Here is a 23,808-nt window from a genome sequence, read left to right on the forward strand (position 1 = left end):
ATTAGACATGTTGACGATAATCTTGGCTGGGCGGCGCCTGCCACTTTGGGGGGATTGGAGATGGAACGGCTTTTCATTTACGGCTCGCTGGCACCCGGACGGCCGAACGAACACATCCTGGCCGACGTGCCTGGCTCCTGGGAAGCGGCGAGCGTGACGGGCACGCTGCGTGAAGAGGGTTGGGGCGCCGCGATGGGGTTCCCCGGGCTCGACCTGGGGGAGCAGGGCGACACCATCGAGGGCCTGGTTTTCAGCTCCGATCAGCTGCCTGACCACTGGGCAAGACTCGACGCCTTCGAAGGTGACGCCTACATGCGCACACCGACCGTCGTGCAGCTGGCCAGCGGCCAGACAGTCGAGGCATATGTCTACGCGCTTCGGAAGTGAACGCCCGAGATTAGCCGCATGCGCGGCCTACCGGCTCCATACCGACGCGATCCAGCCATAGCCACTGACCAGTACGATCCCGCTCAGCACCAGAATCGCCCCGGCAATGAAGCTGGGCTCGACCGGCTCGGCCAGCAGCCATGCACCGAGCGCAACGCCCAGCAATGGCGTGAGAAAGGACAACACACCAAGCCGCGACGCGAGATAGCGGCGCAGCAAGGCAAACCAGAGTAGAAAGCTGGCAAAGGAGACGATCAGCGACTGGAAGCCCAGGCTCAGCCAAACCAGCGGAGTTGGATTGAAAGTGGTGTGACCGATCAGAGCGGCGATAGGAAGCAGCAGTACGAAACCCATCAGCAGCTGATACAGGAGCGTCTGGGTTGCTGGCAGTGAAGAGAGCCGAGAGGCGCGGATCAGCACGGTGGTTGCGCCCCAGGCCGCGCCGGCCAGCAGGGCAAGAAAGTCGCCCCACAGCACGCTGGTTAACCCGGCCTCAGCGTCGGCGCCGCGTAGGAAGGCCACAGCGATTCCGACGAAGGCCAGCCCTACGCCAACCCACTGCAGCGGGGCGAGGCGCTCGTTCGGCAGCTTCCAGTGCAGGCCGAGGGCCGCGAACACCGGCGCGGTGTAGACGAATACCACGACATGTCCGGCAGAGGTGTGCCGCACGGCCTCGCCAACCAGCAGGAACTCTAGAGCAAAGCAGATACCGGCCAGACACCCTGGCTTCCACATGCCCTGCGCGACGGTCAGTCGTTCACGACGCCAGAGCATCAATGTCGCGACCAGCAGTGCTCCGATGCCCGATCGCAGGGCGATCTGCAACACAGGGGAGAAATCCGCTGCGGTCGCCTTCAGCGCGATCTGTTGCGCGCTCCAAATCAGGCAGAGCAGCAGCATCAGACCAACGGCCATCGCATCCAAAGGTTTACGGGAGTCCATTGATTCGTCTCGGCAGGGCGTAAGGCTGGGTGGTCATTGGAGGCGAGCCGTTATCCTTCCTCCGACTCGAATCGACCCTTGCTCGCATGTCATATACCGGACTAGGCGCGACTATTACTGCGCGCCGCCCCAGCCTGGCATCGGGCTGCGAACGCGGTCATTTGGCGAACAGCTGGCTCATATCCTTGAATGCCTTGAATTCCAGTGCATTGCCGCAGGGATCGAAGAGGAACATGGTGGCTTGCTCGCCGACCTGGCCCTGGAAGCGCACATAAGGCTCGATGACGAACTGCGTGCCCAAAGAGCGTAGGCGCTCGGCCAAGGCTTCCCACTCCGGCCAGCTCAGCACGATGCCGAAGTGCGGCACCGGCACGTCGTGGCCATCTACCGCGTTGGTGTGCGCGGCATCCTGGGACTGGGTCTTCGGGTGTTCATGGATCACCAGTTGATGCCCGTAGAAGTCGAAGTCGACCCAATGCTCGGACGAGCGCCCTTCGGCAAGACCGAATACTTCTCCGTAGAAATGGCGGGCCGCTGGCAAGTCGTAAACGGGGATCGCAAGGTGAAAGGGAGAGAGGCTCATCGGGACTTCCTTTTTTTTTTGTGGGAACGACAGCATCCATTCTGGTCTATTTGTCGCACCCGCCAACAACGGATATGTTTTGATCCGAGCCTCAAAAAAATCGATCGGAACGGTGCCCATGATTCGCGAGATAAAAACCTTCCTGGCGATCGCTCGGTGCGGCAGCTTCGCGGCGGCAGGCAACCAGATCGGTCTGACACAATCGGCCGTTAGCGCCCAGATCAAAAATCTCGAAGAGAGCTTAGGCCTGCGTTTGTTCGATCGAACCGGGCGTTCGGCGCATCTCAATGCCGCCGGGTTGCGCGCGTTGCCGCTGGCCGAGCAGGTTCTTGAGACGTTCGCACAGATGGGCCAGCCCGAGTCGCTGACTGAATACCGTGGCGAGCTGCGTATCGGCGCGATCGCCACGGTGCAGACCGGGTTGCTGCCGCCGGTTTTGTTGCGTTTGCGGCGTGAGGCCCCAGGCGTTGCGCCCAAACTCGTCCCGGGTGTTTCGCTGAACCTGCTGTCACAGGTCGATGCGGGCGATATCGACCTGGCGGTGATGATCCGCCCCCCGTTTGCGTTGCCCAAGGAACTGCATGTCGAGCTGATCCAGCAGGAGCCGTTCGTTTTGATCGCGCCCCTGGAAACCGAAGGCGACGACCCGTTCCAGTTGCTCGCCGATCATCCCTTGGTGCGTTACGACCGCAGTTCGTTCGGTGGCCGACAGGTCAGTCATTTCCTGCGCAAACACCGATTGGAGGTTCGCCCGGGGCTCGAACTCGACGAGCTCGACGCAATCGTCAAAATGGTTGAAAGCGGACTGGGCGTGGCGCTGGTGCCCAAAGCCGGACTCTGGTTGGAGCGTGAACCGACGGTTCGCATATTGCCACTCGGCAGTGCCACCTTCTATCGCGAACTAATGCTGGTCAGCCGCCACAGCGCGCAGCAGTTGCCGCTGCATCAGTTGTTTCGACGATGCCTGCGAAGCGAACTGGGTGGCGGGGAAGAGCACACTGGCTGAGCGCCCGCACGAATGTTCCAGACATGAGTTTGACTCCGTACTAGGATCACCCTTCGCACGTTGATACTTCTGCCCCGAGTGCTCGATGCATACCGATGATCGTAGCTGGATCACCCTTCGCCAGGATGCCGATACCGGCATCGAGACCATTCGTGCGCACTTCGAGGGCCATGCATTCGACCCTCACTGGCATGACAGCTATTTGATTGGCTTCACCGAACAGGGCGTTCAGCAATTCAGTTGCCGGGGTGCGTTGCACAAGAGCACGCCCGGCCAGATCTTTCTCGTCGAGCCCGGTGAGATCCACGACGGTGATGCACCTGTCGACGGCGGGTTCACCTATTCAATGCTTTACCTGGAGCCGGCCTGGCTCGCGCGGGAGTTGCGTACGCTTGACGATACGCCGCTAGCCTGTGGTGAACCTGGATTCGATAGAACCCTGACGGAGCGCCCCCAGCTGCTGAGTGCCATCGCGAACGCATTCCACGCGCTGGAGCAATGCGACCTGCGCATCGTGCGGCAAACCGCGCTGGATACGCTGCTGCTCAACCTGAGCGGCCACCTTCGCTGGCGGCAGGAGCGACAGGACGACCCGCGGCTGCCACGGGTGGCCATTCGTGCGCGCGAATACCTGCATGCGCATTTCGATCAGGACATCGGGCTGGATGAGCTCGCTGCGGTGACTGGAGTCAGTCGCTTTCGCTTGTCCCGCGCGTTCAAGGCGGCGTTTGGGCTCGCACCGCATGCCTATCTCATCCAGTTGCGGCTGGCCAGGGCGCGCTATCTGCTGGCCCGAGGGCAAGCGCCCGCCGAGGTCGCCTCCATCCTCGGATTTGCCGACCAAAGCCACCTTGGCCGGTGGTTTCGGCGCGCCTATGGCCTGACCCCGGCGCACTACCGCACGCGCTGCTCGAATCTTCCAGACGACTGATTACTGGCTGCTCAGACTGGCACCGACGCTACTCAGGAGTCGGACGACATGAGCGATAATTTCGATAGGCCGTTGCACAATCACTGCCGCCGGGGGGGCTCGTTATGATCGAACTCCTGCCGTTTGCCTTGTTTGCGTTCGTGGCATCCATCACGCCAGGGCCGACCAATGTGCTGGTGCTCAGCCACAGCGTGCGCTTCGGCGTGCTTGGCGCTTTGCCAATCGTTCTGGGTGGCTGCGCAGGTGCCGCGCTGGTGGTGCTGGCGGTTGGCCTCGGCGTTGGCGATGCGGTGGCGACGCACACTCTGCTGCAGAGCCTGATGAAGGGGCTCGGTATCCTCTGGCTGAGCTATCTCGCCTGGCAGATCTACACGAGTCCGGAACCCGAGCGCGTGGAAGATGGGGTGGCAGGGTCGCGTATCGGTTTTCTAGCCTCGGCAGGCCTGCAACTGGTCAATCCCAAGGCCTGGATGATGGCCATTGCGGTCATCAGCGTATTCGCCCGCCCCGGCGCGGAGCGCTGGGATGACGTGACGCAGCTGTCACTGGTGTTCTTCTGCATTTCCCTGCCGTGCCTGGGCGCTTGGGCGATCCTCGGACGAGGTGCGGCAGCGCTCCTGGGATCCAGGGTACGGCGGGTAATGTTCAATCGGAGCCTGGCGGTACTGTTGTTGCTGTCTGCCTTGGCGACGTTATTGCCCTGATTGCCTGCAGTCGTGGTCGTGCGCAAGCGTCTTGGTTATCGACCGTGCCGGCCGGCTACGGGTGCGTGCTGCGCCATCAGCTCTGCGATCCAATCGATGAACACGCGCAGTTTGGCGCTGACATGTCGGTTCGGGGGAAACGCGATATACATCGGCATCGAATCGAGTTGCCAGCTTTCGAACAGGGGAATCAACTCGCCGCGTGCCAGATGATCCCTGGCCATGTAATCCGGAAGCCATAAGACACCCAGCCCGGCCAGGCCGGCCGCGAGGTAAGCGTTGCCGTCGTCGACCGAGAGCAGATAGCGACCGAGCACCTTGATGTTCTCTCCGTTGCCGTGCATGGCATACGGGACGACTTTGCCGGCCCGTTCCCAGAGGAAACCCACAATCCGGTGGTGCGTGTCTTGCAACTCCCGCGGATGTGAGGGCGTGCCGGCCCGCTCCAGGTAGCTCGGCGCCGCGTAGACCCCAAGCCGTAGGTCGCCGACATGCCGCGCTATCAGTGACTGGTCGGTGAGTTCGCCGCCGCGCACGACACAGTCCACGTTCTCGCCGATCAAATCGACCGTGCGATCGCTTACGCCCATGTCCAGCTGAATGTCCGGATACCGAGCGTAAAACGCAGGCAGCGCTGGTACCAGAATCATCCGGGCAAAGGGGCTGGGCACGTCCACGCGCAAACGACCCCGAGGGAGTGCCGAGGCACTGGACAGGCTGGTTTCGGCGTCGTCCATGTCGGCCAGTAGCCGTACTACGCGCTCATAGTAGGCAGCACCGTCGGCCGTGACGTTGACCTTGCGGGTGGTGCGGTTGAGCAGCCTGACACGCAATCTGGCCTCCAGTTGCTGCACCAGTTGTGACACGGTGGTCTTGCTCATATGCAGGGTTTCGGCTGCCTTGGTGAAGCTGCCGGTCTCAACCACGCGGATGAATGCCTTCATCGCATCAAAACGGTCCATCTCTGCTCCAGCCTCGGGGATTGTTTGGATTCTACAAACAGTGTTGGCTGGACGCGCCAGTTTATCCGCCAGGTATGCCCGCCTTAGATTCAACCCATCGTGAATCACAGGCCGGCGACGGCCTATAGACGGAGGTAACCCCATGACCCAGCGCAGTGTTGTTTTCCCACCCGGGCGCCAGGCGCTCTACGAACGCAACCGCTATTCGCCGGCGATCCGCGCCAACGGCTTCCTGTTCGTTTCGGGGCAGGTCGGTAGCCGTGAAGACGGCTCGCCGGAGCCGGATCTGACGGCTCAGGTAAGGCTCGCGTTCGAGAACCTGAATGCGATCCTGAAGGCTGCAAACTGCACCTTCGACGACGTGGTTGACGTCACCGTGTTCATGGTCGATCCGCAATCGACGTTCGAAACCATCTGGAAGGTCGTACCCGAGTTCTGGGGAAGCGCGCCGCACCCGACGCTGACCGCTGTCGGCGTGACCTGGCTCTACGGCTTCCAGTTCGAAATCAAGGTGATCGCGAAACTGCCAGAGGGCACTGATGGCTGACCGGATCTAAAGCAAACGGCCGGCTGCTGCGCGCTGGCTAAACCGCCGAAGCCAGCAGCGCGGCCCGTTCGATGATTGTCTGCTGACGAGCTCAGGTTCGTTTCAGCCAATCTGGGCTAGGCTTCTTCTCGAAACTGCTGACCCCATCGCTCGTAATAAGCCGTTCAAGATGCGCTGTGTATAAAGCCTAAGAGCAACCATCATGTCGCAACTGCTGATCCGAGGAGGGCCCTTGCATGGCTGCAGCTGAGTCCGCATCGCTCGAGCCGCTTCTGGGTAACGGAACGCTGCGAGCTGCTGCTGCAGAGGGTACGGGCCTTGGTACCCTGTCGCTGCTCGGCGGTCTGGTCACGTTCGACCGGCGCCGGTGGGCCTGCAAAGAGGCGGAGATTCAATGGACCGCGCCCAGCCATGTCATCGTGCTGACCGAGCGCGGCATGACCACGACCACGCAGATTTACAGCGAATCCCGGCGCATCTATCAGGGCAGCGACCGTCCGGGGGCTTTGTCCTTCGTGCCCGCCGGTGTTGAACGCTCCGGTTACTTTCACGAGGCGGATTTGGTCTACAGCGCCCTGTGGCTGGATCCATCGCTGGATCTTCCGGGATGTTCTGCGCTATTGGATCGACCGATCCGGGTCAACGGCAGCGATGAGGTGGTCCGCAGCTTGATTGGCTCGCTCGCGGCCGAAGTCAGTGCCGGGCATCTGCCGGATTCGGTCTATCTGGAGCATCTCGTGAGCCTGGTGAGCCTTCGCTTGGCAAATGGCGGACCCGACGAATCACCGGGTAAGCGCCGGCGGAGGCTCGGGCCCCAACTGGTGAAACGTCTGACGGAATACATCGAGTCGCGACTCGATAGCGACATTTCGCTGACCGACCTGGCGCGACTGGCCTGCATGCCGGTCGATACATTCTCGCGCCACTTCAGGGCGGAAACTGGCATGGCGCCCTATGCCTACGTGCTGGAGCGCCGCGTGCGCCGCGCCGAAGCGCTGCTGCAGTCGAGTGCAATGCCGATCAGCCTCATGGCGCTCGAGCTCGGCTTTTCCAGTCAAAGCCATTTCACCTCCACGTTCCGGCGTTTGACCGGTACCACGCCGCACCTCTATCGGCGTCATCGCGTCCGGGATGCTGACATTCTTCCGCATAGTTGAAAGAACGCTGCACATCGATCCACGACACTCCCGAGCAACCGCTTGTTTCGGGAGACAACCATGGACGAGAACAACACCCCACGAACGACCCGCCGAGCCCTTTTGCAGGCCGGTGCTGCCGCCGGCTTGCTGCTCACCACCGGTGTGCGCGCGCTGGCTCGACCTGAAGTTGCATCTCCAACTGCCGCTCCGGTCGACGCCGCATCATTCCGCTTGCTGGTCAACGGCAGCGATTACGAATTGGCGCTCGATGCGCGGACCACATTGCTCGATGCACTGCGGGAACACCTTGGCCTGACCGGAACCAAGAAGGGCTGTGACCACGGCCAGTGTGGTGCCTGTACGGTGTTGGTGAACGGCCGGCGAATCAACGCGTGCCTGACCTTGGCGGTGATGCATGAAGGCGACGACATCGTCACCATCGAGGGCCTTGCCAACGGGGAAACCCTGCATCCACTGCAGCAGGCGTTCATCGAACGCGATGCCTTCCAGTGCGGTTACTGCACGCCGGGGCAGATCTGCTCCGCCGTCGGCATGCTGGCGGAGGTCCGGGCCGGCTGGCCGAGCCATGTCACGGCGGATGTCGGGCGCGCGAGTCCCGCCCTGACCGACATGGAAATCCGCGAGCGGATGAGCGGCAATCTATGCCGCTGCGCCGCCTATCCCAACATCGTCGCCGCCATTCGCGACGCGGCGGAGGAGGCCTGAGCATGCTTTCGTTCGACTACCAGCGTGCCTCCAGTCCCGCAGAGGCAGCTGCCACCGTTGCCGCGAGCCCACAAGCACGCTTCATCGGTGGTGGTACCAATCTGATCGACTTGATGAAGCTGTCCATCGAGCGGCCCTCTCAGCTGGTCGACATCAGCAGACTACCGCTGACCGGGATCGAGCAAACCGCTGAAGGCGGCCTTCGTATCGGGGCGCTGGTGCGCAACAGCGATCTAGCGGCCGATCAGCGCGTGCGCGACGGCTACCCATTGCTGACCCAAGCGTTGCTGGCGGGCGCCTCAGGGCAGATTCGCAACAAGGCGACCACCGCCGGAAACCTGCTGCAACGGACCCGATGCCCCTATTTTTACGACACGAACATGCCGTGCAACAAACGTCAGCCTGGCGCCGGCTGCTCGGCGTTACAGGGGCATAATCGCGTATGTGCGGTGCTCGGAGCCAGCGACGCCTGCATTGCCGTGCATCCTTCCGACATGGCGGTGGCCATGACTGCGCTGGGCGCCAGCATCGAAACCCTGCGGTCGGACGGCACGCCGCGCCGCATTCCGATCGAGCGTCTGTACCGCTTGCCCGGCGATACGCCGCACATCGAAACGGACCTGGCGCAGGGTGAACTCATCGTCGCGGTGACTCTGCCGCCCGCGCCAGATGGTCAGCAGCTCTACCGCAAGGTACGTGACAGGGCGTCCTACGCCTTTGCGCTGGTATCGGTGGCGGTCATCGTCGAGACCGGTGGCGGCGAGGTGCGCAACGCTCGCATCGCACTCGGCGGCGTCGCGCACAAGCCTTGGAGGCCGAGCGAGGCGGAGCAGCGTTTGGTTGGGCAACCGGCTACCGACGCGAGCTATGTCGCCGCCGCCGACGCTGCGTTGGCGCAAGCAAGAGGGCGCGGCGACAACGACTTCAAGATTCCATTGGCCAAGCGAGTCGTGCGCCAGACATTGGCGGCGGCCACCCGTACGGAGCGAGTACCCTAATGACAGCTGCGAATGAAGGGCCCATCGGGCAGCCCGTAAACCGAGTGGACGGCCGACTCAAGGTGACCGGGCGAGCCACCTATGCCTATGAACATCGCGATGTGGAGCGGATGGTTTATGGCTACATTCTCGGCGCGGCGATTGCGAGGGGACGTATCGTCGAGATCGATACCCGCGAGGCCGAGCGGGCACCCGGTGTGCTCCATGTCATGACCCATCGCAATGCGCCGAACCAGCCATCGTTCGGCCCACCGGTGACCCCGACGCCAGCCGAGACCTTCACCCGTGCGCGGCCAATGCTGGCGACCGCCGATGTGCATTATTACGATGAGCCAGTGGCGCTGGTGGTCGCGCAAACCTTCGAAGCCGCTCGGGCCGGAGCGGGTCTGATACGGGTTCGCTATGCCACGGAGCAAGGCGAGTTCGATCTGCGTTCCCGTCTGGAACAGGCGTACACGCCGGTGCGAACCAATGCCGGCTTCGAGACCGATAGCGCCATGGGCGACGTCGAGACTGCGTTCGCGCAGGCGGCTTCCATGGTGGATGTCCGCTACAGCACGCCGTACCAGAGCCATAACCCGATGGAGCCGCACGCGGCGCTGGCGGTCTGGTCGAGCGACGGTCTGACGCTCTATACCTCCACGCAGACGCTGGCCAACACCCAAGGGGGAGTAGCGGCCACCCTTGGTATTGCGCCCGAGCGGGTGCGGGTCGTGAGTCCTTACGTTGGCGGTGGTTTCGGCGCCAAGCTGATCCCCCACGCCGATTGCATATTGGCCGCACTGGCGGCGCGCGAGCTGGAGCGGCCCGTCAAGGTGGCGCTGACCCGACAGCAGATGTTCGCCAACGCCGGTCACCGCGCCGCCATGGTGCATCAGGTACGCCTAGGGGCGGACCGCGATGGCCGGCTCGAGGCGATGGGTTTCGACGTCTGGTCGGCCACTTCGCGTGTCGAGGAGTTCTGCGAGCAAACGGCAATCTTTGCCCGCTCGCTGTACGCCGCGCCCAATCGCCTGACCCGTCACCGCCTGGTGCGCACGGACCTCAACCGGGGCGAGTGGATGCGCTCGCCAGGCGAAGCGCCTGGCATGCTGGCGTTCGAATGCGCCATGGACGAACTGGCCGTGCGGTTGGCGGTCGACCCGATCGAGCTGCGGGTCCGTAATGAGCCCGAGGTCGATCCGGAGCGCGGCGTTCCGTTTTCTTCTCGCTCATTGATCGAATGCATGCGTACCGGCGCCGAGCGCTTCGGTTGGGAGCGGCGCAACCCAACCCCGGCGAAGATCCGAGAAGGGCGGACGCTCATCGGTATGGGGATGGCCGCGGCGATTCGTCCGAACTACCTGGGCCGTTTTTCGGCGCGTGTAGCAATCAGCGCCACCGGGCGGGTAAGCGTCCGGCTCGACATGACCGACATCGGCACGGGCACCTATACCATCCTGACCCAGGTCGCTGCTGAGCGGCTCGGCGTCCCGATGTCGGCAGTCGAGGTTCGGCTGGGCGACACGCGTTTCCCGCGGACATCAGGCTCGGGCGGCTCATGGGGCGCATCGAGCGCGGCGTCGGCGGTCGATGCGGCCTGTCTGCAGTTGAGATCCTTGATCGTCGAAGCGGCTAACGCCCGGCCTGACTCGCCTTATGAAAACGCCAACCCGGACGATCTCCGATTCGTTAATGGCACCGTTGGCATCGGCGAGCACCGGGAGCGGCTGGCCGACTTGCTAGGGCGGGTTGCGCCGACCGGCTTACGGGCCGAAGCGAGCGTCGGCCCGATGGGGGATGCGTATAAGGACTTTTCCCAGCATTCGTTCGGGGCACATTTCGCCGAAGTCTCGGTGAACATCGATACCGGCGAGATTCGCATGCGCCGAATGCTCTCGGTGATCGATGCCGGGCGCATCCTCAATGCCAGGACAGCACGCTCGCAGATACTCGGCGGCATGGCTTGGGGCATAGGTGCGGCGCTGCTGGAACAGACCGTGCTCGACGGGCGATACGGGCATTTCGTCAACCATGACCTGGCCGAATACCTGCTGCCGACCAATGCCGACATAGCCGATATGGATGTGGTTTTCATCGGGGAGCCCGACCTGAATGCCAATCCGCTGGGTAGCAAGGGGCTCGGTGAGCTGGGCGTGTGCGGTGCTGGAGCAGCGGTAGCCAACGCGGTGTACAACGCGACGGGCATCCGCGTGCGCGACTTCCCGCTGACCTTGGACAAGCTGCTACCGAGCCTCGAATCGATCGAGCTGACAGCGCGATGAACCCCAGCCGGGGCAACAGGTACCTGCGTACATGGGGTAACGTTGCCAATCGAGCGCTCGAACGTCCGACAGCGGTCGTATGTCCTGACGGCCCGACGCTTACTGGCGCAAGCTCCCAGGCTCAGCAAGGCGCGGCGGCCGTGCTGCCGCGCACGACCAGCTCGTAAGGCAGGACGACATGAGGTGTTTCGAGAGGGCGCTTTTCGAACTGCGCCACCAGCATCTCGACCGCCTGCCGGCCGAACGCTTCGGCGGGTTGTGCGATGGTCGTCAATGGCGGATCGCAGAAGGCAGCGAAGGGGATGTCATCGAATCCGGCGACCGACATATCCTGCGGGACCCGTAAGCCGGATTGGCGGATGCGCTGGATGGCGCCAATCGCCATCTCATCGTTCTCGCAGAAGATCGCCGTGGGACGGTTCGGATAACGCAATAGCTGGTCTGCCGCTTGATAGCCGGCCTGCAAGGTGAAGTTGCCGCGGCAGAGCAGTTCGGGGTCGGCTGCAATGCCCGCGGCGCTGAGTGCATCCTCGTAGCCGGCGATCCGGTCACGTGTCAATGGACTGCCTTGCGGCCCCTTGATCAGGCCGATGCGGCGATGGCCCAGCGCGAGCAGGTGTTCGGTCATCGTGCGGGCGGCGGCACGGTTATCCAGACGAACAGTGGGACAGGGCGGCGTATCGAGCACTTCGCAAGCGTTGACCATAGGTGGCGGGTCGTCGCCGTGACGACAGGTCTCGCTGAACGGATTGAACGCCCGAAGCTGGATGACACCGTCGGCCTGGTGGGCGTGGACCAGCTCCGCGTAGGCCGTCTCGACCTCCTCACGGCCCCGGGTATCGCACAGCAGCACGCGGTAATCGAAGGCCTGCGCGGCTTCCTGTATGCCGCTGATGACGCGGGCAAAGAATACGTTGGCGATAACCGGCACCAGCACGACAAGGTTGCGGGTCCTGCGGGAACGGAATTGTATAGCCATCAGATTAGGGCGATAGCCGGCTTGCTCGACTGCCGTATGCACGCGATCGCGGGTCTGCGGCGAAACCTTCTCAGGAGACTTCAACGTGCGCGATACGGTGGCAACAGAAACCCCCGCCAGTTCGGCCACCTTGCGAATGTTCGGCATAGCTCCTCGTTGATCAATCCGGTGGTGATCGGTCCGCCGGCAAGTCGATAGCGTAACGCAGCGATTTGGCTCATGCGTGGGTAGTTGCAACGACTTGCCACGTTCGGATGACGATTACGGTCTGCGCGCTACGTTCTATTCAATCTTTCTTGACAGCACAGGCTTTGGTGCTAGTTTCTTGATCAATGTAACCGGTTACATTGATCATAAAACAATTAGAACGGAGTATGGAAATGGCTTTAGCCAGTCGGGCGAGGGTCCGGATGGGCATGGTGGGTGGCGGCGAGGGAGCATTCATCGGCCAGGTGCATCGTCAGGCAATGCGGCTCGATGACCGGATCGAACTGGTCTGCGGTGCCTTCAGCCGGGACCCTGAGAACAACAGACGAAGCGGTGAAGCACTGCATCTGAGCCCCGAGCGCTGCTATCGATCCTGGGAGGCGCTGCTGACCGAAGAGCAGGCGCGGCCGGAGGACCAACGCATGGAGCTGTTGGCCATCGTCACGCCCAATCACCTGCATGCACCTATTGCCGAAGCGGCGCTGCGGGCGGGCTTCCATGTGTTTAGCGAGAAGCCGGCGGCATTGTCGCTCGCCGAGGTGCAGCGTTTGGCCGCCACACTGGCCGGTAGCGAACGTTTGTATGGGCTGGCGCATACCTACCAAGGCTATCCCATGGTCTGGCAGGCGCGACAGATGGTGCGAGCCGGCGTGCTTGGCCGTCTGCGCAAGGTCTATGTCGAGTATCCCCAAGGTTGGCTGAGCCAGGACCAGGCCGGGCAGGGCAACAAGCAAGCTGTCTGGCGCGGGGAGCCGGAACAGGCCGGGCCGAGCGGTTGCATGGGCGACATTGGCGTGCACGCCTTCAATCTTGCCGAGTTCGTCAGCTGCCAACGCATCGAGCGGCTGTGCGCGGATCTCGGCGTGCATGTCGCAGGACGGCAGCTCGACGATGACGGTGCTGTGTTGTTCCAGACCGACGGAGGCGCAAGCGGCGTGCTCATCGCCAGTCAAGTCTGCACAGGCGAAGAGAACGCCTTGACGTTGCGCTTGTACGGCGAGCGCGGCGGTCTTGAATGGCGCCAGGAGGAACCGAATAGCCTGGTCCATCGCCCGCTTGGCGAAGCCCAACGCCTGCTCCGCGCCGGGGTCGATCAGCGCTGGTTATGTGACGAAGCCCTGCGACGCCTGCGCCTGCCCGCTGGGCACCCGGAGGGTTATCTCGAGGCAATGGCCAACCTTTATAGCGATTTTGCCACTGCCATCCGATCGGGAGCGACGCCCGATGTCCCCGGCATCGAGGCGGGCCTGCGCGGCATGGCCTTTATCGAGACGGTCCTTGCCAGCCATCGCAGCGACAGCAAGTGGACGGCATTCGCAGCTACCGAAAGGCAGGTATGAATATGGAGCACACCCACACATCCAGGGGTATTCGCGGTCCGGCCATCTTTCTTGCGCAGTTTCTTGGCACGCAAGCACCGTTCGACGGGCTTGCAAACCTTGTGAGCTGGGCCGCCTCGCTCGGCTACTGCGGGGTTCAGCTACCTACGCTTGGCACGCAATGCCTGGACTTGAAAAGAGCCGCCGAGAGCCAGACCTACTGCGACGAACTGAAAGGGCTTTGCGCCGAGGCGGGCGTCGAAATCAGCGAGCTTTCGACTCACTTGCAGGGCCAGCTGGTCGCGGTGCATCCGGCATTCGACGACCTGTTCGATGATTTCGCACCGGTGGAGCTGCGTGGTCAGCCAAAGGCTCGTACCCAGTGGGCCATGGATCAACTGCTGCTAGCCGCTAAAGCCAGTCGGCGCCTGGGGCTCACCGCTCATGCGACGTTTTCCGGCGCACTGTTGTGGCCCTACATGTATCCCTGGCCACAGCGACCGAGTGGTCTGATCGAGGAGGGCTTCGCCGAACTGGCGCGGCGCTGGCGGCCTATTCTCGATGCCTTTGACGAAGCCGGAGTCGACCTGTGCTTCGAGATCCATCCCGGCGAGGACCTGCACGACGGCGCCTCGTTCGAGCGCTTCCTCGATGCGGTCGACCATCACCCGCGCGCGAAAATCCTCTATGACCCGAGCCACCTTTTGCTACAGCAGTTGGACTACCTCGGTTTCATCGATCGCTATCACGAGCGCATCGGCATGTTTCACGTCAAGGACGCAGAGTTCCGCCCGGACGCCCGTTCGGGCGTCTACGGGGGATATCAGAGCTGGGTCGAGCGTCCTGGGCGCTTCCGCTCGCTGGGCGACGGCCAGGTCGATTTCAAACAGATATTCAGCAAGCTGACGCAGTACGGTTACGAGGGCTGGGCAGTACTCGAATGGGAGTGCTGCCTCAAAGATGCAGCGCAAGGGGCCGAGGAGGGCGCTTCTTTCATTCGACGGCATTTGATCAACCGCGCCACGCGAGCCTTCGACGATTTTGCCGGCGTTGCGAGCAGCGCCTCGAGAAACCGTCGGTTGTTGGGCCTCGATGACGGCGTATCTCACTGACAAGACGTGCACTAAAACAAGGACAAGACCATGAGCACACTCAATGCACGGCTGAGCCTGATGATGTTCCTGCAGTTCTTCATCTGGGGCGGCTGGTTCGTTACCCTCGGCACCTTTCTGGCCAACAACCTGAGCGCGACAGGTGGCCAGATTGGTATGGCGTTTTCGACCCAATCCTGGGGCGCGATTCTGGCTCCGTTCGTGATCGGCCTGATCGCCGACCGGTATTTCAACGCCGAGCGCCTGTTGGCCATCCTCCATCTGGTCGGCGCCGTGCTGTTGTTCCAGCTTTATCGGGCGGCTGACTTCAGCGCGTTCTACCCCTTCGTGCTGGGCTACATGATCGTCTACATGCCGACCCTGGCGCTGGTGAACGCCGTGGCCTTCCGGCAGATGAGCGACCCGGCGCAGGAGTTCTCGAAAATCCGCGTATGGGGCACCGTGGGCTGGATCATCGCCGGATTGGTCATCAGCTTTCTGTTCGGCTGGGATTCCCAACAGGCCATCGCGGCCGGTGCGCTGCGTAACACCTTCCTGATGTGTGCCATCGCGTCGGCGTTGCTCGGGCTGTACAGCTTCAGCCTGCCGAGCACGCCACCGCTGGCACGACGAGAGCAGGGCGGGCTGAAGGAAATACTCGGGCTGGATGCGCTCAAGCTTCTGAAGGACCGCAGCTTCGCCATTTTCTTTCTCGCCTCGGTGTTGATCTGCATCCCGCTGGCGTTCTACTACCAGAACGCCAACCCGTTTCTGGCCGAAATCGGCGTCGACAATCCGACCGGCAAGATGACCTTGGGGCAGATTTCCGAAGTGCTGTTCATGCTGTTGCTGCCGCTGTTCATCCAGCGTTTCGGCATCAAGAAGACGCTACTGCTGGGCATGTTGGCCTGGACGCTGCGCTACGTACTGTTCGCCTACGGCAACAATGGTGATCTGCTGTTCATGCTGGTCACAGGTATCGCTTTGCACGGGATCTGCTACGACTTCTTCTTCGTTTCCGGGCAGATATACACGGACGCCAAGGCGGGCGAGACGTTCAAGGGCTCGGCACAAGGGCTGATCACATTGGCCACCTATGGCGTCGGCATGCTCATCGGTTTCTGGGTAGCGGGCAAGGTGACCGATCATTTCGCAGTAACCGACGGGCACGATTGGCAGAGCATCTGGCTGTTCCCCGCGGTATTCGCACTCGGCGTCTTCCTGACGTTCCTGCTCGCGTTCCGGGAGCAGCGCCCAGCGGGCCTTTCGACGGCTGCCAAGGCGGCTTGATATCGCTGATCAGGCGTCAGCTGGTGTGCTGACGCCTGATCCTGATACAGCGTATCGCACCCGCCCGGCGATACGCCCTCGTTGGACGGCGGCACAATCGCTCAACTCAATACCCGACGATGCGAGAGCGTGCAGGGATTCGCTCTGATCGCCGAAAGCGAGGCGGGTTCAGGGTCATGGTTTATTCCCTGGCTTCCGTCAGCTTCGTCTAGGAAGGCGAGCCCCCAGCAGACCCAGAAATAGCGGCGTTTGGATGAAGAAGGAACAGGCAATATCATGCGCCGCCGGCGAGCGTGAACATTGGTCCGATCGCACGGGGAACCAAAGCCCAAGGGATGATGGTCTTAGCGCCTAGTGAACGGCGTTGAACGATGCCTTTTTGTGTTGATTGCCTCCCATGCGGCACACGGTTTTGCCTGAGGCGATACTTTCCACTTTATCCAAAGGAACGACAGATGAGTCTCGACCTCAATGCAGGACGCCTGCCGGACGAACACACCCTGACGAACATCCCGCGACTGATCTCGCGTTATTACAGCGAGCGGCCCGACCCTTCCGATCCGGCGCAGCAGGTCGCGTTCGGCACCTCCGGCCATCGTGGTTCCTCGCTGAAAAACAGCTTCAATGAGTGGCACATTCTTGCCGTGACCCAGGCGATCTGTGACTACCGGCGCGAGCAGGGTATCGACGGCCCGATCTTCGTCGGCATGGACACCCATGCGTTGTCCGAACCGGCCTTCGTTTCCGCTTTGGAAGTGCTGGCGGCCAACGGTGTCGAGACACGCATCGACGCCGGCTGCAGCGAAACCAATGGCGAGCCGGGCTACACGCCGACACCGGCCATCTCCAACGCCATTCTTGAGTACAACGCTGGCCGTAGTACTGGTCTGGCCGACGGCATCGTCATCACCCCGTCGCACAACCCTCCCGCTGACGGCGGTTTTAAATACAACCCCACCAATGGCGGTCCGGCTGATACCGGCGTGACCAAGTGGATTCAGGATCGCGCCAATGCCCTGCTGACGGCCGGGCTCACGGGCGTCGAGCGGATGGATTACGCCCAAGCGCTGAAGGCTGCCACCACTCAACGATTCGATTTCATCGATCACTACGTCGGCGGCTTGGGCCAGGTAATCGACCTGGAGGCGATTCGCAGCTCGGGTCTGAAGTTTGGCGTCGACCCGCTCGGCGGTGCCGGCGTGCACTACTGGACGCGCATTGCTGAACGCTACGGGCTGCCGCTCGAGGTACTGTCTACGCGTGTCGATCCCACGTTCCGCTTCATGCGTCTGGACTGGGACGGCAAGGTCCGTATGGATTGCAGTTCGCCGCACGCCATGGCCGGGCTGATCGAAAACAAGGACCGCTTCGACGTGTCCTTCGCCTGCGACACCGACCATGATCGCCATGGCATCGTCGCGCGTTCCGTCGGGCTGCTGAACCCAAACCACTATCTGGCCGTGGCGATCGAATATTTGTTCACCCATCGCCCCGAGTGGAGCACGCAAGCCGGCATTGGCAAGACGCTGGTGTCCTCCTCAATGATCGACCGGGTTGCCCAGGGTATCGAGCGCAAAGTGGTGGAAGTGCCAGTGGGCTTCAAATGGTTCGTCGATGGCTTGATGGACGGAAGCCTCGGCTTCGGTGGCGAAGAGTCTGCGGGCGCGTCGTTCCTGCGCAAGACCGGTAGCGCATGGTCGACAGACAAGGACGGTCTGATCCTCGGCCTGTTGGCCGCCGAGATCACCGCGGTGACCGGCAAGGATCCGGGCGAGCGCTACCAGACACTCACCGAGCGTTTCGGTGCGCCGGTCTACCAGCGTATCGATGCTCCGGCTGATCGCGAACAGAAGGCCAAGCTGGGTAAGCTCAGCGCCTCACAGGTCACGGCAGCTGAGCTGGCTGGCCAACCGATCAAACAGATTCTCACCAAGGCGCCGGGCAATGGCGCGGCGATCGGCGGGCTCAAGGTAGTCACCGACAATGGCTGGTTCGCTGCACGCCCGTCCGGCACTGAAGACGTCTACAAGATTTATGCGGAAAGCTTCGAAGGCGAGGCGCACCTCAAGCGCATCCAGGAAGAAGCCAAAGCCTTGGTCGATGGCGTGTTGGCCGGCTGAACCGACCTGGCCTCTCACTACGGTCGGCTTCCGCGCTTCGTGGAGCTGACCCTTTCTGGCGATGGCGTAGCCGCTTCATCGCCAGCTCCGCTTGCTCAATGACCGATGACTATTACCACGATGATGTCGGGGTAGTCTTCGCCGAGTGCCTTAGCTTCAGCTGCCATCGCCGCCTTCAAGCGCTCGAATCGCACCCCTGACACATTCCATAGCGACTACCACGGCGTGTCTCAGCGTCCAAAATTGCTTTTGGCTTTTAAGTAAGCGAAACATATGCTATTCATATACGAAACATATATGGAGAAGCCAATGGGTATTGTGAACATCGACGACGACCTACACGATCAATTGCGCCGGGCAACGAAGGTTTCCTGCCGTTCGATCAACGCGCAGGCGGCCTTCTGGATCAAGGTGGGGATGCTGTGTGAGACCAACCCTACGCTCAGTTTCAACGAGATCATCCAACGCGAGCTCAGCGGCGCCGGGGTCTCGGCTCAGCCATTGACCATGAACTACCTATGATCAAGCAACCGCGGGAACTGGCGCTGCTAGCTGAATCCGGCCGGCTGCTCGCGTCCGTATTCGAGCTGTTGGATCGAACCCCACTGATTGGCATGTCAACGCTTCAGATTGATGAAATGGTCGAGAACTTCATTGTCCGGGAACTGCAAGCCCGGCCGGCCAGCAAAGGTCAATATGGCTACGGCTTCGTGCTGAATTGCTCGATCAACGACGTGGTTTGTCACGGCGTTCCATCGCAATCGGAAGTGCTTCGAGATGGCGATATCGTCAACCTCGATATCACCCTGGAGAAAAATGGCTATATCGCCGATTCGAGCAAGACCTATCTTGTCGGAGAAGTCAGCCCAGCCGCCAAACGCTTGGTCCAGGTTACCTACGAAGCCATGTGGAAGGGTATTCGGGCGGTTCGTCCAGGTGCCCGGCTTGGTGATATAGGGGCGGCAATCGAGCATCATGCCAAGCGCAACGGTTATTCGGTGGTGCGCGAATATTGCGGCCACGGCATCGGCCGCGAGATGCATGAGGAACCTCAGGTGCTGCACTTCGGTAGGCCAGGCACCGGACTCGTCCTGCGAGAGGGCATGGTTTTTACCATCGAGCCGATGCTCAATCGAGGCGCGCGGAATGTCAGAACCAAGGCAGACGGATGGACCGTTGTCACCAAGGACGGATCGCTTTCTGCGCAGTTCGAGCACACCGTTGCCGTGACCGCTTCTGGCGTTTCGGTGCTGACTTTGCGACCTGATGAACTAGGTATAATCAGCCAGGCCAAAAGCGCCGGGTAGCGCACCTGTTTCTAGCCGGAACAAGCGAGCAGGAGCGCAACGATGTCGCGCGTCCTGACTTCACCGTGCCCAACGCACCGATGCCAGCCCCTCTGGGGCCTTGCCTAATCCTTTCAATCGACTCTTGTGGCGAGTTGGAGCCTGCTCCAGGCGGCACGCGGTAGGGCGCGAGTTGGCATATGGGCATTGAGAGCCGTAGCAAGCTTGACGTGTAAAGTGATCGTTTTACACTGAGCCCATGGACAAACGTGAAGAAATGATCGCGGGCGCGGCCCGCATGTTCGACTCAGAGGGGTTCCGAGGAATCGGGATCGATCGTGCGCTCGCGCCTTCCGGTGCCTCCACCCGCACGCTCTACAAGCACTTCGGCTCACGAGACGGACTGGTTATCGCGGTGCTCGAAGCGAGGCATCATGCATTCATGACGCAACTCGAAGCGCAGTCAGCGGACGTCAATCCGGTTGAGTCGCTTTTCGATACGCTGCGGCAGTGGATAGAAGAGCACGGCGCGCGAGGATGCATGCTGCTGCGCGCGCGCAGCGAATACGCCGAAGCCAGCGGCGCAATCGTGTCACTGGTTCTTCAGCAGAAGGGTGAGTTCCGTAACGAAGTTGAAAAACGCGTTCAAAGCGCCCTTGGGTATGAGAGCCCGGCGCTTTCCACCCAAGTCTGGTTACTGTTCGAAGGCGCCACTGCTGCGGCCAGTGTGACAAGTGTTTCGGTCATTGACGACGCCAAGGCTGCCGCGTTGTCGCTTCTCGAACATGCCCGAGTAGAGCACTCATGAGCCGCGGCCTGAATCTCATCGCCGCAGCCTTCGCCCTGACAGCGCTTTCCTATGGTCTCGCACGTTTTGCCTATGGGCTCCTTCTGCCGCAAATCCGCGAGGAACTGACGCTCGATGTAGCCGTAGCCGGGTGGATTGGTGGCAGTGCTTTTGCCGCTTACTGCGTCGGTATCGTCTTCGCATTTCTAAGCGCTGCCAAACTCGGTCCGCGCACTATCGCTTGCTTGGCCGGACTGGCTGCTACCGTTGGCATGGGGCTCGTATTTTTTGCATGGTCGGGTTGGGCGCTGGGCCTAGGCATTACGCTTGGAGGCGTGAGTACTGGCCTGACATCGCCTCCGCTCGCGTCCGCGGTTGCAGCCCGGTTCGGTGACCAAGACCGCCCTAAAGCCAATGGAGCGATCAACGCCGGAACGGCCGCAGGCATCGTATTTTCAGGCACGGCAGCCTTGACGGCCGCTGGTGCGTGGCGCGAGCTTTACGCCATGTTCGCGCTGTGTGGTGCAGGCGTAACGGTGTGGCTCTGGTTCGCCGTCCCGCCGCGCGCCAATGGCGACGCCCCACAGCGTTTTTCCCTCGCGATCTTCGGTCGGCCAGGTCTTTGCGCGCTGAGCGTGAGCGCCTTTTTGATGGGCTTGGCCAGCACTGCCATCTGGACGTTCGGGGCGGATATCTTGCGCAATGAATTCGGCTTTACCGACGCCCGTATTGCATGGGCCTGGATAGCGCTGGGCGTGGCAGGCATCAGCGGATCGCTGACTGGTGTTCTGGTCAACCGCTTCGGTACGGGACGAGTCCATGGATTTGCGCTGCTGGGAATGGCGCTTGGCACCGTAGGACTGGCAACAGCTTCCATGTCGGCCATCTCCGGCGTTGTAGCTATGGGCGTATTTGGCGCTGCCTATATCGTCTCGACGGGAGCCTATCTGATCCAAGGCATCAACCTGCTTCCGGACCGTCCCGACCTGGGTTTAGGCATTCCCTTTCTTGTCCTTGCGATTGGCCAGGCTATCGGCACGCCGCTATTTGGCGCCACGCTGACCGCTACAAGTTCCCTTAATGCACTGATTGCGTCGGCGGTGGTGGCTTGTCTTGCGATAGCCATTCGGCCGCGGGGGAGCGGCGCGGGCATATCACTCCAGCAGATTGGAAGTTCCTGAGCGAGACATAGCAACGCCTCGGCGGTGCATCCCGGTTCGCTATGGCATATCTCTACACGCTCCGATGGCGCAGAGTTGGTCCATATCGCGGCGTTGTTCGAAGGAAGAAGGTGAGCTGATAAGAAGCGGGCGCTTAGAGGCGCCCATTGCAGATCAGGGCTCGCCGAAAGCCCCAATGGCATCGAATACTCGAGCGCTGTAGGTCAGGGCAGCGCCCGCGTTCAGTGCGATGGCCACGCCCAAGGCTTCGCCGATTTCCTCTCGGGTCGCACCATGCTTGAGCGCATCCTGAACATGAACCGCGATGCAGCCGTCGCAGCGGGTGGTAACGGCCACCGAAAGCGCGATCAGCTCGTGGGTTTTCGGATCAAGATGTTTGGCCGGTGCGCTACCCATGGTGTTCAGTCCGCGCATGGTTTGTGGCGCGAATTGGGCGAACTCACCGGCCCGGTTCATCAACCCGCCAAAATATTCATTCCAATCCTGCATCGAGCAAACTCCTTCAGTGACGGCCGGCGGTTACGCCGCCATCGACCGGCAGCACGATGCCAGTAATCCAGGCAGCCTCGCTTGAGGCGAGGAACAGGATGGCTGACGCAATGTCGCCCGGCTGGCCGTTACGCCCCAAAGGATGGAAGGCATTGAACGTCGGCAGTACTTCCTTGACCTGTTCAGCATTCATGAATGTACCGTATACCGGCGTCTCGACCACAGCCGGGGCCACGGTGTTGATGCGGATGTTCGAGCTGGCAAGCTCAATGGCCAGGTTGCGAGTCAGCGCATGCACACCGGCATTGGCTGCGGAGTAGGCTGCCGAAGGCGTCGCACCGATGGCCTGGATGGCCCACAACGAACCCGTTTGCACGATAGCGCCGCCGCCGCGTTGAAGCATGGCTTTGGCTGCCGCCTGTGCCATGAAGAATTTGCCCTTGAGGATGGTATCGAGGAACCAGTCATACTCGTCAGGATTCACCTCGAGGAACGGCTTGGGTTTGAACACGCCCGCATTGTTGACCAGGATGTCGACGCCGCCGAATTCGCGTACCGCCACGTCGACCAATGCTTGGGCAGTGCTGGGGTGGGCGATATCGCCGGTCAGGGTGTGTATCTGGCGACCGCTGGCATCGATTTCCCGGGCTGCCTGGGTCAGCTTGGCCGCATCGCGTCCGCCGATAACCACCGAAGCGCCGGATGTGACCAGACGCTTGGCGACTTCCTTACCGATACCCGAACCGCCGCCGGTGACGATGGCAACCTTGTTAGAAAAACTATTCATACTCTGATCTCCTCAGTGTTACTGAGCGCAAGGAATGGTGGCCGACAAAGGCTCTTCGCGTAACGTTAGTTTGCCGACCTGCTGCGAATTGTTGATTTGCCAGACACTGCCGACAACGCATAAGATTTCGCTTTCCGAGAAAGAAAAACTTTCAATGGCTACGCCTGCGTACCTAAATGCCTTGCGCGCCTTCGAAGCGGCTGCGCGACATCAGAGCTTTTCTGCCGCAGCAGCCGAGTTGAACGTCACCCCTGCAGCCGTAGGGCAGCAGGTGCGCAACCTCGAGTCATGGCTGGGGATCGCTCTGTTCACTCGCGCTGCAAGTGGGGGGGCACGCCTGGTGTTAACCGATGCAGCGCGTGCGGCACTGCCTGATATACGCGAGGGCTTCGAACGACTGGGGCTGGGTTTTGCTCGGTTGAAGGACGCCGGTGTGCACGCGGAACTCACCATCACGGTCAGTCCCGCCTTCGCTTCAAAATGGTTGTTGCCCCGTATCGAGCGGTTTCAGCAGGCCTATCCAGACCTGAATGTGTTGCTCGATACCAATTCGCGTTCAGTGGATTTTCAGGCTGAGCGTATCGATGTCGGCGTACGCTACGGTTCCGGCAGTTGGCCAGGTTTAAGCGCCGTTCGTTTGATGGACGAAGTCATATTTCCGGTTTGCTCGCCGAACTATCCATTGCTGAAGAGCGGACGATTGCCCGCCGACGCCTTGTCGCGTTGCACGCTGATCCACGACCTGTCGATGGCAAATTATGGCGACTACCCAACTTGGCGAATGTGGCTGGATGCATCGGGCTTCAACCATGTGAAGAGCGATCATGGCCTGCGCATCAACAACTCGGCGGCCGTCCTGCAGGCAGCGATGGAGGGGCAAGGGCTGGCACTGGCGCGCAGTGTGATGGTCAAGGAGGACTTGAATACCGGCCACCTCATCCGCCCCTTCGCTGACAAAGGCCTGGATTGCCCCCTGACGCAGGCGTACTACGTCGTCTATCGTCCAGAGAATGGCGAGCTGCCGAAGGTGCAGGCCTTCCGTGACTGGTTGCTTACCGAGGCCGGCTAGATGATTGGGGATTA

The 23,808-nt window shown here is 61.6% G+C and carries 24 protein-coding genes; 18 read left to right on the forward strand and 6 right to left on the reverse strand.

Annotation, left to right across the window (positions count from 1 at the left end):
- Positions 1-60: 60 nt before the first annotated feature.
- Positions 61-387 carry a gamma-glutamylcyclotransferase family protein gene (locus ACL0K2_RS00720; RefSeq protein WP_413043532.1) on the forward strand — a complete coding sequence of 109 codons (327 nt, stop codon included), beginning with the start codon at positions 61-63 and terminating at the stop codon, positions 385-387.
- Positions 388-414: 27 nt separating this feature from the next.
- Here ACL0K2_RS00720 and ACL0K2_RS00725 read toward each other — a convergent pair whose 3' ends face one another.
- Together ACL0K2_RS00725 and ACL0K2_RS00730 are read right to left on the reverse strand one after the other, a co-directional pair.
- The gene (locus ACL0K2_RS00725) at positions 415-1,329 is read right to left on the reverse strand and encodes a DMT family transporter (RefSeq protein WP_413043533.1); all 915 of its coding nucleotides are present in this window, start codon (positions 1,327-1,329) and stop codon (positions 415-417) included.
- Between the two features lie 157 nt (positions 1,330-1,486).
- Entirely contained in the window at positions 1,487-1,912 is a 426-nt protein-coding gene (locus ACL0K2_RS00730; RefSeq protein ID WP_239609264.1) for a VOC family protein, read from the reverse strand.
- Positions 1,913-2,030: 118 nt separating this feature from the next.
- Between ACL0K2_RS00730 and ACL0K2_RS00735 the strand changes: the two genes are divergently transcribed.
- The 3 genes from ACL0K2_RS00735 (at position 2,031) to ACL0K2_RS00745 (ending at position 4,553) form a co-directional block, all read left to right on the forward strand.
- Complete coding sequence (locus tag ACL0K2_RS00735) at positions 2,031-2,918, forward strand: LysR family transcriptional regulator (protein ID WP_045161891.1); 888 nt, start codon at positions 2,031-2,033, stop codon at positions 2,916-2,918.
- Positions 2,919-3,003: 85 nt separating this feature from the next.
- Complete coding sequence (locus ACL0K2_RS00740) at positions 3,004-3,849, forward strand: AraC family transcriptional regulator (protein WP_045161892.1); 846 nt, start codon at positions 3,004-3,006, stop codon at positions 3,847-3,849.
- Positions 3,850-3,953: 104 nt separating this feature from the next.
- Positions 3,954-4,553 (forward strand): LysE family translocator, encoded by a 600-nt coding sequence (locus tag ACL0K2_RS00745; RefSeq protein ID WP_413043534.1) that lies wholly within the window; start codon positions 3,954-3,956, stop codon positions 4,551-4,553.
- Between the two features lie 35 nt (positions 4,554-4,588).
- Here the strand turns inward: ACL0K2_RS00745 and ACL0K2_RS00750 are convergent, their stop codons facing one another.
- Positions 4,589-5,515, reverse strand: a complete 927-nt coding sequence (locus ACL0K2_RS00750) for a LysR substrate-binding domain-containing protein (protein ID WP_413043535.1) — start codon at positions 5,513-5,515, stop codon at positions 4,589-4,591.
- Between the two features lie 142 nt (positions 5,516-5,657).
- Between ACL0K2_RS00750 and ACL0K2_RS00755 the strand changes: the two genes are divergently transcribed.
- From ACL0K2_RS00755 to ACL0K2_RS00775, 5 genes are all read left to right on the forward strand, one after another.
- Positions 5,658-6,062: a RidA family protein gene (locus ACL0K2_RS00755; RefSeq protein WP_413043536.1), complete on the forward strand. Its 405-nt coding sequence runs from the start codon at positions 5,658-5,660 to the stop codon at positions 6,060-6,062.
- A 236-nt stretch (positions 6,063-6,298) separates the two neighbouring features.
- Positions 6,299-7,219 (forward strand): helix-turn-helix domain-containing protein, encoded by a 921-nt coding sequence (locus ACL0K2_RS00760; RefSeq protein ID WP_413043537.1) that lies wholly within the window; start codon positions 6,299-6,301, stop codon positions 7,217-7,219.
- A 60-nt stretch (positions 7,220-7,279) separates the two neighbouring features.
- Positions 7,280-7,927 (forward strand): 2Fe-2S iron-sulfur cluster-binding protein, encoded by a 648-nt coding sequence (locus ACL0K2_RS00765; RefSeq protein WP_045161897.1) that lies wholly within the window; start codon positions 7,280-7,282, stop codon positions 7,925-7,927.
- A 2-nt stretch (positions 7,928-7,929) separates the two neighbouring features.
- Entirely contained in the window at positions 7,930-8,925 is a 996-nt protein-coding gene (locus ACL0K2_RS00770; RefSeq protein WP_413043538.1) for an FAD binding domain-containing protein, read from the forward strand.
- Positions 8,925-11,189, forward strand: coding sequence for a xanthine dehydrogenase family protein molybdopterin-binding subunit (locus ACL0K2_RS00775; protein WP_413043539.1), 2,265 nt, complete (start codon positions 8,925-8,927; stop codon positions 11,187-11,189). Before ACL0K2_RS00770 ends, ACL0K2_RS00775 begins: the two co-directional genes overlap by 1 nt.
- A gap of 121 nt (positions 11,190-11,310) precedes the next feature.
- Here ACL0K2_RS00775 and ACL0K2_RS00780 read toward each other — a convergent pair whose 3' ends face one another.
- Positions 11,311-12,315 (reverse strand): LacI family DNA-binding transcriptional regulator, encoded by a 1,005-nt coding sequence (locus tag ACL0K2_RS00780; protein ID WP_045161902.1) that lies wholly within the window; start codon positions 12,313-12,315, stop codon positions 11,311-11,313.
- 263 nt (positions 12,316-12,578) lie between these two features.
- Between ACL0K2_RS00780 and ACL0K2_RS00785 the strand changes: the two genes are divergently transcribed.
- From ACL0K2_RS00785 to ACL0K2_RS00820, 8 genes are all read left to right on the forward strand, one after another.
- Positions 12,579-13,715: a Gfo/Idh/MocA family protein gene (locus ACL0K2_RS00785; protein WP_413044412.1), complete on the forward strand. Its 1,137-nt coding sequence runs from the start codon at positions 12,579-12,581 to the stop codon at positions 13,713-13,715.
- Positions 13,712-14,806, forward strand: a complete 1,095-nt coding sequence (locus ACL0K2_RS00790; protein ID WP_413043540.1) for a sugar phosphate isomerase/epimerase family protein — start codon at positions 13,712-13,714, stop codon at positions 14,804-14,806. The genes ACL0K2_RS00785 and ACL0K2_RS00790 overlap by 4 nt, the downstream gene beginning before the upstream one ends.
- 30 nt (positions 14,807-14,836) lie before the next feature.
- Positions 14,837-16,075, forward strand: coding sequence for a nucleoside permease (locus tag ACL0K2_RS00795; protein ID WP_045161905.1), 1,239 nt, complete (start codon positions 14,837-14,839; stop codon positions 16,073-16,075).
- A gap of 455 nt (positions 16,076-16,530) precedes the next feature.
- Positions 16,531-18,195 (forward strand): phosphoglucomutase (alpha-D-glucose-1,6-bisphosphate-dependent), encoded by a 1,665-nt coding sequence (gene pgm / locus ACL0K2_RS00800; RefSeq protein WP_413043541.1) that lies wholly within the window; start codon positions 16,531-16,533, stop codon positions 18,193-18,195.
- Positions 18,196-18,504: 309 nt separating this feature from the next.
- The gene (locus ACL0K2_RS00805; protein WP_045161908.1) at positions 18,505-18,717 is read left to right on the forward strand and encodes a ParD-like family protein; all 213 of its coding nucleotides are present in this window, start codon (positions 18,505-18,507) and stop codon (positions 18,715-18,717) included.
- Positions 18,714-19,502 (forward strand): type I methionyl aminopeptidase, encoded by a 789-nt coding sequence (gene map / locus ACL0K2_RS00810; RefSeq protein ID WP_413043542.1) that lies wholly within the window; start codon positions 18,714-18,716, stop codon positions 19,500-19,502. Before ACL0K2_RS00805 ends, map begins: the two co-directional genes overlap by 4 nt.
- A 238-nt stretch (positions 19,503-19,740) precedes the next feature.
- A complete protein-coding gene (locus tag ACL0K2_RS00815; RefSeq protein ID WP_239609290.1) occupies positions 19,741-20,289 on the forward strand; it encodes a TetR/AcrR family transcriptional regulator in 549 nt (182 codons plus the stop codon).
- Positions 20,286-21,449 carry an MFS transporter gene (locus tag ACL0K2_RS00820; protein ID WP_413043543.1) on the forward strand — a complete coding sequence of 388 codons (1,164 nt, stop codon included), beginning with the start codon at positions 20,286-20,288 and terminating at the stop codon, positions 21,447-21,449. The genes ACL0K2_RS00815 and ACL0K2_RS00820 overlap by 4 nt, the downstream gene beginning before the upstream one ends.
- Positions 21,450-21,602: 153 nt before the next feature.
- Here the strand turns inward: ACL0K2_RS00820 and ACL0K2_RS00825 are convergent, their stop codons facing one another.
- Entirely contained in the window at positions 21,603-21,938 is a 336-nt protein-coding gene (locus ACL0K2_RS00825; protein WP_239609293.1) for a carboxymuconolactone decarboxylase family protein, read from the reverse strand.
- Positions 21,939-21,951: 13 nt separating this feature from the next.
- The gene (locus ACL0K2_RS00830; RefSeq protein ID WP_413043544.1) at positions 21,952-22,725 is read right to left on the reverse strand and encodes an SDR family NAD(P)-dependent oxidoreductase; all 774 of its coding nucleotides are present in this window, start codon (positions 22,723-22,725) and stop codon (positions 21,952-21,954) included.
- A 154-nt stretch (positions 22,726-22,879) separates the two neighbouring features.
- Between ACL0K2_RS00830 and gcvA the strand changes: the two genes are divergently transcribed.
- Positions 22,880-23,794: a transcriptional regulator GcvA gene (gene gcvA, locus ACL0K2_RS00835; RefSeq protein WP_239609297.1), complete on the forward strand. Its 915-nt coding sequence runs from the start codon at positions 22,880-22,882 to the stop codon at positions 23,792-23,794.
- Positions 23,795-23,808: the final 14 nt, after the last annotated feature.

This window comes from Pseudomonas sp. YJ42, from assembly GCF_047225135.1.
GTDB lineage: Bacteria > Pseudomonadota > Gammaproteobacteria > Pseudomonadales > Pseudomonadaceae > Stutzerimonas > Stutzerimonas stutzeri_E.

What these genes read in the sequence shown, in the direction of transcription:
- ACL0K2_RS00780 (WP_045161902.1), bottom strand. Translation starts at nt 12,315, where the DNA reads ATGCCGAACATTCGCAAGGTGGCCGAACTGGCGGGGGTTTCTGTTGCC.
- ACL0K2_RS00740 (WP_045161892.1), top strand. Translation starts at nt 3,004, where the DNA reads ATGCATACCGATGATCGTAGCTGGATCACCCTTCGCCAGGATGCCGAT.
- ACL0K2_RS00755 (WP_413043536.1), top strand. Translation starts at nt 5,658, where the DNA reads ATGACCCAGCGCAGTGTTGTTTTCCCACCCGGGCGCCAGGCGCTCTAC.
- ACL0K2_RS00735 (WP_045161891.1), top strand. Translation starts at nt 2,031, where the DNA reads ATGATTCGCGAGATAAAAACCTTCCTGGCGATCGCTCGGTGCGGCAGC.
- ACL0K2_RS00820 (WP_413043543.1), top strand. Translation starts at nt 20,286, where the DNA reads ATGAGCCGCGGCCTGAATCTCATCGCCGCAGCCTTCGCCCTGACAGCG.
- ACL0K2_RS00790 (WP_413043540.1), top strand. Translation starts at nt 13,712, where the DNA reads ATGAATATGGAGCACACCCACACATCCAGGGGTATTCGCGGTCCGGCC.
- ACL0K2_RS00830 (WP_413043544.1), bottom strand. Translation starts at nt 22,725, where the DNA reads ATGAATAGTTTTTCTAACAAGGTTGCCATCGTCACCGGCGGCGGTTCG.
- ACL0K2_RS00805 (WP_045161908.1), top strand. Translation starts at nt 18,505, where the DNA reads ATGGGTATTGTGAACATCGACGACGACCTACACGATCAATTGCGCCGG.
- ACL0K2_RS00765 (WP_045161897.1), top strand. Translation starts at nt 7,280, where the DNA reads ATGGACGAGAACAACACCCCACGAACGACCCGCCGAGCCCTTTTGCAG.
- ACL0K2_RS00720 (WP_413043532.1), top strand. Translation starts at nt 61, where the DNA reads ATGGAACGGCTTTTCATTTACGGCTCGCTGGCACCCGGACGGCCGAAC.
- ACL0K2_RS00825 (WP_239609293.1), bottom strand. Translation starts at nt 21,938, where the DNA reads ATGCAGGATTGGAATGAATATTTTGGCGGGTTGATGAACCGGGCCGGT.
- ACL0K2_RS00785 (WP_413044412.1), top strand. Translation starts at nt 12,579, where the DNA reads ATGGGCATGGTGGGTGGCGGCGAGGGAGCATTCATCGGCCAGGTGCAT.
- ACL0K2_RS00750 (WP_413043535.1), bottom strand. Translation starts at nt 5,515, where the DNA reads ATGGACCGTTTTGATGCGATGAAGGCATTCATCCGCGTGGTTGAGACC.
- gcvA (WP_239609297.1), top strand. Translation starts at nt 22,880, where the DNA reads ATGGCTACGCCTGCGTACCTAAATGCCTTGCGCGCCTTCGAAGCGGCT.
- ACL0K2_RS00770 (WP_413043538.1), top strand. Translation starts at nt 7,930, where the DNA reads ATGCTTTCGTTCGACTACCAGCGTGCCTCCAGTCCCGCAGAGGCAGCT.
- map (WP_413043542.1), top strand. Translation starts at nt 18,714, where the DNA reads ATGATCAAGCAACCGCGGGAACTGGCGCTGCTAGCTGAATCCGGCCGG.
- ACL0K2_RS00745 (WP_413043534.1), top strand. Translation starts at nt 3,954, where the DNA reads ATGATCGAACTCCTGCCGTTTGCCTTGTTTGCGTTCGTGGCATCCATC.
- ACL0K2_RS00795 (WP_045161905.1), top strand. Translation starts at nt 14,837, where the DNA reads ATGAGCACACTCAATGCACGGCTGAGCCTGATGATGTTCCTGCAGTTC.
- ACL0K2_RS00730 (WP_239609264.1), bottom strand. Translation starts at nt 1,912, where the DNA reads ATGAGCCTCTCTCCCTTTCACCTTGCGATCCCCGTTTACGACTTGCCA.
- ACL0K2_RS00815 (WP_239609290.1), top strand. Translation starts at nt 19,741, where the DNA reads ATGGACAAACGTGAAGAAATGATCGCGGGCGCGGCCCGCATGTTCGAC.
- ACL0K2_RS00760 (WP_413043537.1), top strand. Translation starts at nt 6,299, where the DNA reads ATGGCTGCAGCTGAGTCCGCATCGCTCGAGCCGCTTCTGGGTAACGGA.
- ACL0K2_RS00725 (WP_413043533.1), bottom strand. Translation starts at nt 1,329, where the DNA reads ATGGACTCCCGTAAACCTTTGGATGCGATGGCCGTTGGTCTGATGCTG.
- pgm (WP_413043541.1), top strand. Translation starts at nt 16,531, where the DNA reads ATGAGTCTCGACCTCAATGCAGGACGCCTGCCGGACGAACACACCCTG.
- ACL0K2_RS00775 (WP_413043539.1), top strand. Translation starts at nt 8,925, where the DNA reads ATGACAGCTGCGAATGAAGGGCCCATCGGGCAGCCCGTAAACCGAGTG.